This is a genomic window from Ruegeria jejuensis (genome assembly GCF_041537905.1).
Lineage (GTDB): Bacteria > Pseudomonadota > Alphaproteobacteria > Rhodobacterales > Rhodobacteraceae > Ruegeria_C.
This window is the reverse complement of the sequence record NZ_JBGRUO010000003.1, coordinates 17,634-30,137: the sequence shown is the minus strand read 5'-3', so window position 1 is coordinate 30,137 and position 12,504 is coordinate 17,634. Positions and strand designations below refer to the sequence as shown.

Genomic DNA, 12,504 nt, shown 5'->3' with positions numbered 1-12,504 from the left:
CGAAGAAGGAGCACGTATCGACATGGCCCACTCCATTGCACATTCGAATGGACTCGCTCACGTTGGCAAATCAGTTGCCGGCTTTTTTAATGGCATCTTTGAAGCCCTGATCCGGGTTGGCGAGGCGAACTCACGCGTGCGCCGGATCGAGGCGCTCTGCAAGCTGAGTGACGAGGAACTCGCAGCGCGCGGTATGCGCCGCGAAGACATCGTCCGCGTCGTGATGCACGACTTCATCTGAACGCTTCAGGCTATGGCGGCGGCGGCCTTCAGATACGCTGCCTCGGTCAGGGTGAAATCCTCTTCGGTCAGGGCGAGCGACGGATAGGTCTTGCCCGGCGACTTGAACACGCCGTTCTGCATCAGCACTGTGTTGAACCGTGCCGCCATCGCCGTGTCTGAGCGGAAGACATCGCGATAATCCCGCACCTCCGCGCTGGTGAACACGATCTCGAACAGGGTGGGGTCACCCACGATCCTGTAGGGGACGCCCTGCGCGTCTAGCGCGGTGGACGCCATCTGCATCAGCCGCTTACCATTCGCGCGCAAGCGGTCATATTGCCCGTCACGACGCAGGATCTCCATCGTCTTGAGGCCCGCAACCGCCGCAACCGGATTGCCCGAGAGCGTTCCCAGCTGCATCAGCCATTTGTCCTCTCCGACGGCGGATTTATCGAAATGCGCCATGATGTCAGCCCGCCCGGCGATCGCCGCCAGCGGAAAGCCCCCGCCGATGACCTTGCCGAGCGTGGCAAGGTCGGGGGTGACACCATAAAGCTCCTGCGCGCCGCCATATGAAAAGCGAAAGCCAGTGACCACCTCATCATAGATCAGCACGATGCCATAGCGATCGGCCTCATCCCGCAGCAGTTGCAGGAAGCCGGGTTCGGGCGGGATGATCCGTTGCAGCGGCTCGACAATGATCGCAGCCACCTGATCGCCATGTTCGGCCAGCAATGAGCGAATGTAGTCGGGATCGTTGAACGGCGCGATCAGCATCTCAGACCGCACACTCTCTGGAATGCCTGCGCTGTCGGGCACCGCTTGCGGGAAATTCACCATCTTTGAGGGTGCGAGGCTCATCTGCGCCTCGGCGCTCATGCCGTGATACCCCCCTTCGAATTTGACGATCTTGTCGCGACCGGTGAAGGCGCGGGCCAGCCGGATCGCATACATATCCGCCTCGCCCCCAGACGAGACGTAACGCAGTTGCTCGGCGCAGGGCACGGCGTTGCAGATCTCTTCAGCCAGTTCGACGGCGCGGGCATTGTTGGCGAAAAAGGTCATGCCTCTGGGCAATTGCTCGGCCACAGCCTCCAGCACTTCGGGATGGCCATGGCCCAGCAGCATCGGGCCGGAGCCGATCAGATAGTCGACATATTCGCGCCCGTCTTCGTCCCAGACCCGGCTGCCTTTGCCATCGCGGATGAAAACCGACGGATCGAAATTGCCAAGGCCGCCACCGGGAAGCACGGCATTTGCGCGGTCGATCCAGTCGGCCTGACTGAGGATGTTGAGCATGATGACCTCCTAATCCAGTATCATATCGGGCGGGCCCAGCGCTTCGCGATCCGGGGCCACACCCAGCCCCGCGCCCGCGGGCGGGGCGATCCGTCCGTTGTCGCGGATTGGCGCGTCGGGGGCCAGCCTTGGCGCGACATAACCCGAGAGGTCACACACATTTGTGACCCGCTCAGGCGTGGTCGCAGCCCCGAGATGCAGCAGCGCGGCAGTGGTGATGTCCGAGCCCCAGGTATCCTCGATGCACATGCGCGCGCCCAGATGGTAGCACAGGTCCCGCGCCCGCCGCGCAGGTGAGAGCCCGCCGAATTTCGAAAGTTTAATAGCGACCACATCCATGCACCCCTTGGCATGACCTTCCAACAAAGTGGCGGTGTCATGGGCGCTTTCGTCCAGTTTCATCGGCAGGCCCGTCGCCGCACGCACCCGCGCGCAATCGTCGATAGTGGCGCAGGGCTGCTCCAGCATCACGTCGAGGTCGCGTACGGCGCGCCCGACGCGGGTGGCCTCCAGCGAGGTGGCGCCGCAATTCCAGTCGCCATAGACCAGCGGCCCCGGGCCCACTGCCTCACGCACCATGCGCAGCCTTGCGACATCGGCCTGCCAGTCGGCATCGGCCCCCAACTTGACCTGAAACTGGGTGATCCCCTGATCCTGGGCCTCAAGCGCGATCCGGGCCATCTCCTCCGGGGCGATGCAGGTGATCGAGTGATAGAGCGGCATCGTCCCGGCCTGCCGCCCGCCCAGCAGTGCGTGCAGCGGCAGTCCCGCCGCCTGCCCCGTCAGGTCCCAGAGCGCGATATCGATAGCGGATTTGGCGTAGACATGGCCCTGCAAGTGACGCTCCAGCCGCGCCATGACGGCCTCAGGGCCGACCGGGTGCGCGCCCAGCAGGATCGGCGCCATCTCTTGCAGCGCTGGTGCGACACCCCGGGCGTAGGCGGGCAGGTAATGCGGGATCGGACAGACCTCGCCCCAGCCTGTGCGATCCCCATCGGTATCAAGGGCCAGCAGGACGGTTTCGACGGTTGCGCAGGTCTTGCCTGCCGCCATGGCATAGGTCACATGCGCGGTCAGCGGCACATGCCAGAGCGATATACGGGTGATCTTCACCGCGATTGTCCGAGTGTTTTGCGCCGCGCTGCGCACGCGGGTCGGTCAGGGGTGCCACCCCCCCTCTTGGCCAGCGGCCTATTCATCCCTCGGGAGACTTCTGGCAAGATGAAGAGACAGATCATACCGGGACCCCATAGATTGCGACAGGTGAGCCGATGGCCTCATCGTCCGGTGCAACACCTAGACCGGGGGTTTCGGGAAGGTGCAGGTGGCCGTTGACGTTGCGCGGGCCGCGCCCACCGGCGATGTCGGTGGTGATCATGTCCTGACAGGCCCAGACTGCGTGACAGGCATGGTCGGGAATGGTGGCCGCCAGATGCAGCGCCTCGGCATCGGCCAGAACGCTGCCGCCGGTGGCCATCACAAACATGTCGATACCGTGAGCCAACGCGACATCGCGTATGCGGGCGGCCTTGGTCAGACCGCCAACCCGATTGAGCTTGATGCCAAAGACCTCGGCCAGCCCGTCGCGGGCGATGCGGGTGGCATCCTGAAGCGTGACGAGGCTTTCATCGACGCTGACGGGCGCGGCGTGCAGGGGGCGCAGCGCAGCGATATCGTCCAGCGTTTCGCAGGGCTGTTCGAACATCACGCCCAGGTCCTGCGTTGCCTGCATGACGCGCAAGGCTTGCTGCCGGGTCCAGCCGCGATTGACGTCATAGAGGATGATTTCATCGGGCATGCGCTGCGCCTCGACATCGCGGATGCGGGCAATGTCACGCTCCACATCACCGCCGATTTTCACCGAATGAGCGATATAGCCGCGCTGGCGGTACCGCTCGATGACGGCGCGGGTTTCGTCGATGGTCTTTGCGCCGACCGAGGAGGCGATGGGACGTGGGGTGCGGGAGCCGCCGCCCATCAGATCGGCAATCGGCAGGCCCGCCGCCTGTCCGGCGATGTCCCAGCAGGCCATGTCTATGGGCGATTTGGCATAGAGATGCCCCGGCAGCGCCAGATCCATCGCCCGCTCGACCTCAAGCAGCTTGCGCGGGTCAAGGCCAAGGACAAAGCGCGCCATGGTTTCGATCCCGGCACGGATGCCCGGGCCATGGGCGGGCACATAAGTGTGCCCCCAGGGCGTGCCTTCTCCCCAGCCAATCAGCCCAGTGTCGGTTTCAACTTTGACCAAAGTGGCATCGAGGCATTCGAATTTCAGCCGTCCGCCGGACAGCCAATAAGGATGTTCCAGCGGCAGATCGACCTGATAAACCGAAATCCGGGTGATCTTCATTTCAACTCCACCTCGACAAATAACATTGGGGTGTCGCCTGCATTGATGACATTGTGCTCGACGCCCGCATCGCGGCGATAGGCGGTGCCCGCGGGAACAGTGACTTCGGTCGAGCTGCCGTCGGGCAGGTCGAGGCGCATGTGGCAATCGGTGATGGCGGTGATAACGTAATCCATCGCGTGGCGATGCCAGCCGGTTTCGGCACCGGGGGCAAAGTCGAACCGGGTCACCCGGACGCGTCCGTCATCGATCATCAGGGTCGCATTTGCCTGTTCCGTCATAGGGTAAAGTCCTCCACCGGGTCGCCAAGGCTTTCGAAATCCGGCTCCACTCCAAGGCCCGGCATGTCGGGCGCATAGAGCTTGCCCTGCCGCGCCACAGCCCCGCCCACGCCGGTCGAGCGGGTGTTGTAATTCATCAGGTCGGTGGTGTTGTGCAGATAGTCGGGCGGGGTTGTTGCTGCGAAATCGGACAGGGCTGCGGTCGCGATCTCGCCGCCCCAGCTATCCTCGGCCACGACGGGGATGCGGTTTTCGACCAGAAAATCCCGCACCCGGCGCGCCTTGCTGAGCCCACCGAGATTGGAGATTTTCAGGCACACCAGCTCCGCCCCGCGATCGGCCACGATGCGCTGCGCCATATGCATGCCGGTGACGCATTCATCCAGCTTCATCGGCAGATCGATCCGGGCGCGCACCTGCTGGCATTCCTCATAGCTGCGGCAAGGCTGTTCGAAAATGTAATCCAGATCACGCGTCGCCCGCGCCACGCGCAGCGCATCATCCACGCGCCAGCCCTGATTGGCATCGGCCATGGCTGTCTCACCAGGTTTCAGCAGCGCAACGGTGGAGCGGATGCGGTCGATATCCGAAGCCCAGTCGCTGCCGACCTTGATCTGAAACTGGCGATACCCCTGATCGCGATAGCGGTCCATCTCGGCGATGGTGTCCTCGGTTCCTTTTTGCGGCGCGACGCGATACATCGGCGCCCCGTCGGTCAGCTTGCCGCCCCAGACCGCATGCAGCGGCGCGTTCAGCGATTGCGCCAGAATATCCCAACACGCCGCATCGAAGGGCGATTTGGCATAGCCATGCCCCTGCACCAGATGATCCATGATCTGCTCGATGCGGGCCACGTTGCGCGGGTCTTCGCCCAGCAGATGCGGGGCCACCAGCCGCGCCAGCGCGGGAACGCCTGCGGAATGAGCCACCATGTAGTTCTCGCCACAGGGCGTGAATTCGCCACATCCCATCAGGCCCGCATCCGTGTCGATCACAACAACCGAGGCCGTGGCCGTTTCGATCACATTCCCTGCCCCCCAGGCATAGGCCCCGCCCACATAAGGCAGGCCGGTCTGGTACAGACGGATGCGGGTGATCTTCATGCAACGTCCATCCTTGGCAGGCCCGCCAGCCCCGCGCCGCGCCACAGGATCAGGGTCAGGATCGGCTGGTCTGCGGTGTCCATCGCATGGCTTTGCCAACTGCCATGGAACCGGGTCTGTCCGGGGCCAACATGGGTCGCGCTGCCGTCGACTTTGAAACAAGCGCTGCCTGCCAACGTCACATACAATTCTTCTGCCTCGTGACTGTGCCAGTCATAGCTCAACCCCGCGCCCCAATAGGCGATATAGCCGCGCAATTGGGTCGAGTGGTAATGTCCCGAGGGGCCAAACAATTCGTAATACCCGTAGCGCTTGAGGAAATCGGCGCCGACCTCTTCTTCGGAATAAGCCAGTTGCCAGTTGGCCTGATCCGCACTTGCCCGAACCGCCTTCACCAACGCATGTGTCTGGGCCACGCCGGGCAAGTCGAATCCCGCAACCAGATCCGTCGCCGGGATCGGGCATGGTTGCAGGCCCGTCGGGGACAGATCGTCTGGCCAGGGCGCATAGGCCGTCAGGTCGGGGTGGCCCTGATGCAGCGCATGCACCGCTTGGAGCACATCATCAAGGCATGTCATGGCACCACCACGATGTTGCCGGTATGGGACTTGTCGATGAAGGCCTGCTGGGCCTCCTTCAATTGGGCTAGCGGATAAGTGGCGGCCAAGGCTGGTTTGATGTGCCCGTTTTCGATGTATCTCACCACATCAAAGAAGTTCTGAGGCGTGTTCACGGTGGAGCCGGTGAAGGTCAGGTCGCGCAGATAGAAGGTGCGCAGATCAAACTCGACTATCGGCCCGGCAATCGCGCCCGAGCAGGTATAGCGCCCGCCACGTTCCAGCATATCGATCAGCCTGGGCCACATCGCCCCGCCAACGACATCTGCAACAACCGTGATCCTTTCGCCCCTCAGCGCCGCCCTGAGGTTCTCGGGGCTGCGCGGCAAAATGCGGTCGGGGCCAAGCTCCGCGACGTCTTGGTGCTTGGCCTCTGAGGCCATGGCGATCACCCGTGCGCCGCGCAGCTTGGAGAGCTGGATCAAGGCACCGCCAACACCCCCCGAGGCACCGGGGATCAGCACCGTGTCGCCCTTGCCAACCTGCGCACGATCCAGCATCCCTTCGGCGGTCACGTAAGAGCAGCTGAATGTGGCCAGTTCCGCGTCACTCAGATCGGATTGAACAGGCGCAATGCCCCGTGCATCGGCCTTGGTATATTCCGCAAAGCCTCCGTCACATTCAGACCCGAAATACCCCGCCTTGTCGCGGTTCATCGGATCGTTCCAGTCCCGCAGCCAACCGGCAACGATGACCCGCTTACCGATCAGGGCCTCATCCGCGCCGTCGCCAACAGCCACAACAACGCCCACCGCATCCGCGCCCTGAATGCGCGGGAAGGTCAGCGGGGCACCGCCCCAGGTACTGTCCTCATCATCCAGTTCGGAATAGGCGCCGCCGGTGGTGGCCTCATCCACCGCCTTGGAATACCAGCCCGTGCGCGTGTTCACATCGGTGTTGTTCAGACCGCAGGCCCCAACCTTGATCAGAACCTCCATCGGGCCGGGCTGCGGCACCGGCCAATCCTCGTGCCATTCGTATTTGTCCAGATTGCCATGCCCGGTCAGCACCATGGCCTTCATCCTTGCGGGAATAGTCATTCTGCGGCCTCCATGGCGGCATCCGTGCGAGGCAGCAGGCTTTGCGGGTCATAGGCGGGCTCACCCAGAACGCGGCCCCTGCGCGCTGTCCCGGCGATCACGACCTCAACCTCCGTACCCGGCACGTTGACATGCGGTTTGACGTAGGCAAAGGCGAGGATCTTGCCCACCGTATGGCCGTAAGCAACCGAAGCGGTGGAGCCGACGACCGCGCCATCCAGCAGCACAGCTTCACCGCCGTGACCATCCACGATCCCGTCCGGTTCGATTTCCAGATACGCGCAAACCCAGCGCAGATCAGGGGTCAGGGTCTTGTCCTTGCCCAGATAGTCATTGTCGGCGCGGGCAAAGCGTAGCACATCCGCCTCGGCCAGCGTGACCTCGTTGGTCAGTTCCCCGGCCCCCTTGAAGCCTTTCTCCATCCGCAACGCGTTCATGGCAAACGAGCCGTAATCGGCAATCCCGTGCGGCGCGCCCGCCGCCCAGAGCGCGTCATAGACCACCAGGGCGTGGTCGCGCGGGATGTGCAGCTCCCAGCCCAGCTCGCCCGCATAAGACATGCGGAAGGCCCAGAGTTTGTGCCCTGCCACCTCGATTTCCTGCGCTGTGAGCCATTTGAACCCGGCATTGCTCAGATCCGCATCGGTGCAGGCAGACAGCACATCGCGGGCCTTTGGACCATTCAGGCTCAGCGCCGCCCAATCGTTCGAGCGCAGGAGGATTTCAACATCTTCCCCCGCCCGCTGCTGGTTCAGGTGATCCAACAGGCGCTGCTCGAAAAAGGCCGCGCAAACCAGATAAAATCGCTCCTCGTCCAGCTTCACGACTGTGGTTTCAAGCTCGATCCGGCCCCGGCGGTTCAGCATATGGGTCAGCGCAATGCCCCCCACCTTTCGCGGCACCCGGTTTGCAACCAACCGGTCCAACAGCTTTTCAGCCCCCGGCCCGGTCACTTCAACCTTGGTGAAGGCTGAAATATCCATGATCCCCGCCCGTTCGCGCACTGCCTTGCATTCGGCCCCGACGATGTCATGGACCACGTTGCGCCTGAACGAGTAATGGTCGCACTGCGCAACGCCGTTCCTGGCAAACCAGCGCGGGCGTTCGTGGCCATAGGCCTCCTCATAGACCGCGCCTTTCTGCTGCAATCGATCATAGAGTGGGGACGGTTTGACCGGACGTCCCGCCAGCCGGTTGAAATGCGGAAACGGGATTTCGTGGCGCAGCGTGTAATCCTCATGAGCCTTGGTGATCTGCCAATCCTTGGTGGCATAGGACCCAAAACGGCGCGGATCATAATCGCGCATCGAGATATCGGCCGCGCCATGCACCATCCATCGTGCCAGTTCACGGGTCAGACCCGGCCCCCAGCCGATACCGATCTGCGTGCCGCAGCAGCACCAGTAGTTTCTGACCCCCGGCGCCGGGCCAATCAGCGGGTTCCCATCCGGGGGGTGCGAAATCGCCCCATGCACCTCGCGCTGAATGCCCAGATCGGCAAAGATCGGCATCCGGTTCAGGCTTTCCTCAAGCCATGGCATCACCCGGTCGTAATCGGCATCAAACAGCCAGTTCTCGTAGTCCCAGGGGCAGTGATCATGCCAGACCGAGTTCGGGTTTTCCTTCTCATAGATTCCGATCAGCCCGCGTTTCTGCTCCATCCGGATATAGCCCGAGACCTTACGGTCATCGCGGATGACCGGCAGTTCGGCGTCCAGATTCTGGAACTCGGGCACCGGTTCCGTCACGAAGTAATGGTGGGTCATCGACGTCATCGGCAGTTGCAGCCCCGACCATTCGCCCATCTGGCGCGCATAGGTGCCGCCCGCATTCACCACATGCTCGCAGCAAATGGCGCCCTTTTCGGTCTCAACGACCCATTCGCCATTCTCGGCCTGCGTGATGTTGGTTGCCCGGCACTGGCGGATGATCTTTGCACCCAATTGACGGGCCCCCGCGGCCATCGCCATGGTCACACCGGACGGGTCCACATGGCCGTCATCCGGCGTATGGAGCGCGCCCAACACACCTTCGAGATTGTAGAACGGGTGCAGTTCGGCCACCTTTTCGGGGCCGACCAGTTCGATATTGAAGTCCAGCGACCGGCCCACCGACAGCGTGTGACGCAGCCAGTCCATCTCATCCTCGGTATAGGCCAGCCGGAAAGAGCCGCAGCCATGCCAGGTCACCGCCTGACCGGTCTCGGCTTGCAGCGCACCGGAATAGAGCCCGATATTGTAATCCACACATTTGCCCAGCCCGAAAGAGCTGGTCGAGTGGGTGATCTGCCCCGCTGCGTGCCAGGTGCTGCCGCTGGTCAGCTCCGCCTTTTCCAGCAGGACCACATCGCTCCACCCCTCATGCGCCAGGTGGTAGGCCAGACCGACCCCCATGACGCCTCCGCCCACGATCACCACGCGAGCCTGCGACGGCAGTTCTTTCCCGGACATGATTTTTCCTCTTCCCGAGTCGCTTTTCTGCTCGACAGGCTAATTCCACATTTGTACCATCGTCAATCATGAATGACACAAATGTATCATCAATCGTCCTCGACCGCCTTACCGACGAGTGGGACGCTCTGACGCCCGAGGCGCAGAAAGCCGCGCGCTATGTGCTGGAAAACCCGACCGATGTGGGGGTTTCAACGGTGCGCGAGATCGCCGAGGCCGCCAATGTCAAACCCAACACATTCGTGCGCATGGCCCGTCAGGTGGGGTTCGAAGGTTACGAGGACTTCCGTGCGCCCTTCCGCGATGCGATTCGGCAGGGCACCGTGTCCTTTCCCGACCGCGCCCGGTGGTTGCAGACCATCGGCAAGTCGGGCGAGCTGGGCGGGCTCTATGCCGATATGATCGGCGCTGCGATCCGCAACATCGAGGATACCTTTGCCGGGATCGACGCGGAACGCCTGAAATCCGCCGCCGAGGATATCTGGAACTGCCGTCAGATCTTCACGCTGGGCGTGGGCGTCAACAATTCGAACGCGCGCAACTTTACCTACCTCGCCTCGACCGGAATGAAACAGTTCCATGCCATCCCCCGCCCTGGCTCGACCCCGGTGGATGATCTGGCATGGGCCGACGAACAGGATGTGCTGATCGCCATCACCTGCCATCCCTACCGGACCGAAGTGATCGAGGCGATCAAGCTGGCCCGCCAGCAAGGTATGACCGTCATCGGCCTGTCTGACAGCCCCGCCAGCCCGGTCATCCTGAACGCCCATCATGGCTTTGTTGTCGCCGCCGACACGCCGCAATTCTTCCCGTCCTCCGTTTCGACCATCGCGCTGCTGGAAACGCTGCTTTCCTTTGTGATCGCGGTCTCCAGTGATGAGATCGTCGAGCGGGTAGAACGCTTTCATCACCGCCGTCACCAGCTCGGCCTCTATGCGGAGCAGCCAGAATGAACGCCCCCCTCACGCACTCTCTGGAGGCCCGGTATTATACCGACCCAGCGATTTTTGCGCAGGAGATGCAGGGCCTTCTGGCGCGAACCTGGCAATTCGCCGGGCATGTGGCGCAGGTGCGCGAGGTCGGGGACTATTTCGCCTTCGAGATCGCGGGCCAGAACCTGTTCTGCATCCGAGGCCGCGACGGCGAAATCCGCACCTTCTACAATGTCTGCCAGCACCGCGCACATGAGATGGTAAGCGGCGCCGGCAATACCCGCGTTGTCGTCTGTCCCTACCACGCCTGGACCTACGAGTTGTCGGGCCAGTTGCGTGCTGGCCCCAACATCAAATCCGTTCCCGGCTTTGACCGCAGCGCCATCTGCCTGACCTCGGTGCGCACCGAAGTCTTCAACGGCTTCATCTTCGTCAATCTCGACGACGATGCCGCGCCGATGGACACGTGGTTCCCCGGTGTGCGCGAGGAAATCCGCGCCTTCGTCCCGCATATCGATGATCTGGAACCGCTGGAATGGGTCGAGATTCCGGAAAACTGCAACTGGAAGGTCAGTATCGAGAATTACTCGGAATGCTATCATTGCCCCCTCAATCACCAGACCTTTGCCGAAGGTGTGGTCAAGCCGGAAACCTATGACATTCAGCCCGATGCGGGTGGCGGTTATGTCCTGCGGCACACCACCGAGTGTCAAAGCCTCGACAAGATGACCTATCCCGTCGACATGTCGGTTCCTCATGCGGGCGACTACCAGTCGTGGTTCCTGTGGCCCATGTTTTCGTTCCAGTGCTATCCGGGGAATGTGCTGAACACCTATCACTGGCGCGCGCAGGACGCAGATCACTGCACCGTCTGGCGCGGCTGGTTCACCGAGGGCGGCTCGGAAAGCGCGGTGATCCGGCAGTTGGCCGTTCAGGACCGCGAAACCACGGTGGAGGAGGACATCAGGCTGGTCGAGTCGGTCCATCGCGGGCTGAAATCGCGCGGCTACCGTCCGGGCCCACTTGTTCTCGATCCCGATTGCGGCGTGATGTCCGAGCATTCCATTGCTACGTTGCAGCGATGGATGCGCGAGTCGGTCGACATCTGAGCGCACAAATTTCTTGCAGGAAATTTGCCAAGAAAGTTTGAATTTTCTTGGGCCTGAAATGAATGGAAAGGACCAGAATGACCGAAATCTTTGACGAAGACCTTTTCCTGAAAGGGTTGGAACAGCGCAAGGGAACGCTCGGGGCCGAGTATGTGGAAAACAATCTGGCAAAAGCGGATGAGTTTACCCGCCCCTTTCAGGAGGCGATGACCGCCTGGTGCTGGGGCTTTGGCTGGGGCGATGACGTGATCGAGCCCAAGACGCGATCGATGATGAACCTCGCCATGATCGGGGCGCTGGGCAAGATGCACGAGTGGGAAATCCACTGCCGTGGCGCGCTCAACAACGGTGTCACCAAGGAAGAAATCCGCGCGATCATTCATGTGGTCGGCATCTATTGCGGTGTTCCGCAATCGCTGGAGTGTTTCCGCGTGGCCCGCAAGGTTCTGGAAGAGGCCGGTCAGCTTTAAGACGCCGGAGAGGCTTTGTGAACGTGACGGGCGGCGATAGTCTGGCCGTGATCCAAACAATCCCGGCGGCATGACATGCGATACCTTCACCTCTATTCCGACGCGCAGGGCGAAAGCCATTGGCGGGAGGTCGATGTCGCGCTTGCGGAACGGGTCTTTGCGCCGCCCGCGCAGAATATTCTGGTCTCGGAGCCGGAAGCGGCACGCAACTTTGTGTTTCTGAGGCTTCAGGCGGGCTGGGACGAGCCCGCCCATCCCTCTCCTATCCCGCAGGTGCTGATCTGCCTGCAGGGGCGTGTGCAAGTCACGGCCAGCGACGGAGACATGCGCGAGATCGCCAGGGGCGATGTCTGGCGTATGGAGGATCTGGCCGGCAAAGGGCATCACACAAAAGTGGTCAGCAGCGAAGATTTCGAAGCGGCGATCGTGCAGTTCGGCTGATGCGATCTCTGCCGCAAAGTACAGGCCCACCCAGATACGTTACAGAATTTTTCGAATGCTGAAATTTGTGTTACATTTCTCTTGCTCCGAATCGCATTTCGCCCTATTTCCCGACCAAGCGGTCACTTAATGACCCGCGTCGGTTCGGGACGTGTCCGGGTGATCGGGGCGTGTTTCTGAGGGAGGA

The 12,504-nt window shown here is 62.1% G+C and carries 13 protein-coding genes; 5 read left to right on the top strand and 8 right to left on the bottom strand.

Annotated features, from left to right (window positions below):
• Positions 1–22: 22 nt before the first annotated feature.
• A complete protein-coding gene (locus tag AB1E34_RS04475) occupies positions 23–241 on the top strand; it encodes a DUF1127 domain-containing protein (protein ID WP_372571137.1) in 219 nt (72 codons plus the stop codon).
• 5 nt (positions 242–246) lie between these two features.
• Here the strand turns inward: AB1E34_RS04475 and AB1E34_RS04470 are convergent, their stop codons facing one another.
• The 8 genes from AB1E34_RS04470 to AB1E34_RS04435 form a co-directional block, all read right to left on the bottom strand.
• Positions 247–1,521 carry an aspartate aminotransferase family protein gene (locus tag AB1E34_RS04470; RefSeq protein ID WP_372571136.1) on the bottom strand — a complete coding sequence of 425 codons (1,275 nt, stop codon included), beginning with the start codon at positions 1,519–1,521 and terminating at the stop codon, positions 247–249.
• A 9-nt stretch (positions 1,522–1,530) separates the two neighbouring features.
• Positions 1,531–2,634, bottom strand: coding sequence for a mandelate racemase/muconate lactonizing enzyme family protein (locus tag AB1E34_RS04465; protein WP_372571135.1), 1,104 nt, complete (start codon positions 2,632–2,634; stop codon positions 1,531–1,533).
• Between the two features lie 121 nt (positions 2,635–2,755).
• The gene (locus AB1E34_RS04460) at positions 2,756–3,871 is read right to left on the bottom strand and encodes a mandelate racemase/muconate lactonizing enzyme family protein (protein ID WP_372571134.1); all 1,116 of its coding nucleotides are present in this window, start codon (positions 3,869–3,871) and stop codon (positions 2,756–2,758) included.
• Entirely contained in the window at positions 3,868–4,152 is a 285-nt protein-coding gene (locus tag AB1E34_RS04455; protein ID WP_372571133.1) for a cupin domain-containing protein, read from the bottom strand. The genes AB1E34_RS04460 and AB1E34_RS04455 overlap by 4 nt, the downstream gene beginning before the upstream one ends.
• Entirely contained in the window at positions 4,149–5,255 is a 1,107-nt protein-coding gene (locus AB1E34_RS04450) for a mandelate racemase/muconate lactonizing enzyme family protein (RefSeq protein WP_372571132.1), read from the bottom strand. Before AB1E34_RS04450 ends, AB1E34_RS04455 begins: the two co-directional genes overlap by 4 nt.
• Positions 5,252–5,833 carry a dimethylsulfonioproprionate lyase family protein gene (locus AB1E34_RS04445; RefSeq protein WP_372571131.1) on the bottom strand — a complete coding sequence of 194 codons (582 nt, stop codon included), beginning with the start codon at positions 5,831–5,833 and terminating at the stop codon, positions 5,252–5,254. The genes AB1E34_RS04450 and AB1E34_RS04445 overlap by 4 nt, the downstream gene beginning before the upstream one ends.
• Positions 5,830–6,912, bottom strand: a complete 1,083-nt coding sequence (locus tag AB1E34_RS04440; protein ID WP_372571130.1) for a zinc-binding dehydrogenase — start codon at positions 6,910–6,912, stop codon at positions 5,830–5,832. The genes AB1E34_RS04445 and AB1E34_RS04440 overlap by 4 nt, the downstream gene beginning before the upstream one ends.
• Positions 6,909–9,362: an FAD-dependent oxidoreductase gene (locus AB1E34_RS04435; protein WP_372571129.1), complete on the bottom strand. Its 2,454-nt coding sequence runs from the start codon at positions 9,360–9,362 to the stop codon at positions 6,909–6,911. The genes AB1E34_RS04440 and AB1E34_RS04435 overlap by 4 nt, the downstream gene beginning before the upstream one ends.
• A 68-nt stretch (positions 9,363–9,430) precedes the next feature.
• Here AB1E34_RS04435 and AB1E34_RS04430 point away from each other — a divergent pair, with 68 nt between their 5' ends.
• The 4 genes from AB1E34_RS04430 to AB1E34_RS04415 all read left to right on the top strand — a co-directional run bounded on the left by AB1E34_RS04430 (position 9,431) and on the right by AB1E34_RS04415 (position 12,317).
• A complete protein-coding gene (locus AB1E34_RS04430) occupies positions 9,431–10,318 on the top strand; it encodes a MurR/RpiR family transcriptional regulator (RefSeq protein WP_372571128.1) in 888 nt (295 codons plus the stop codon).
• Entirely contained in the window at positions 10,315–11,406 is a 1,092-nt protein-coding gene (locus tag AB1E34_RS04425) for an aromatic ring-hydroxylating oxygenase subunit alpha (RefSeq protein ID WP_372571127.1), read from the top strand. The genes AB1E34_RS04430 and AB1E34_RS04425 overlap by 4 nt, the downstream gene beginning before the upstream one ends.
• Positions 11,407–11,483: 77 nt before the next feature.
• The gene (locus tag AB1E34_RS04420) at positions 11,484–11,876 is read left to right on the top strand and encodes a carboxymuconolactone decarboxylase family protein (protein ID WP_306198965.1); all 393 of its coding nucleotides are present in this window, start codon (positions 11,484–11,486) and stop codon (positions 11,874–11,876) included.
• Between the two features lie 75 nt (positions 11,877–11,951).
• Positions 11,952–12,317: a cupin domain-containing protein gene (locus AB1E34_RS04415; RefSeq protein ID WP_372571126.1), complete on the top strand. Its 366-nt coding sequence runs from the start codon at positions 11,952–11,954 to the stop codon at positions 12,315–12,317.
• The last annotated feature ends 187 nt before the right edge of the window (positions 12,318–12,504 follow it).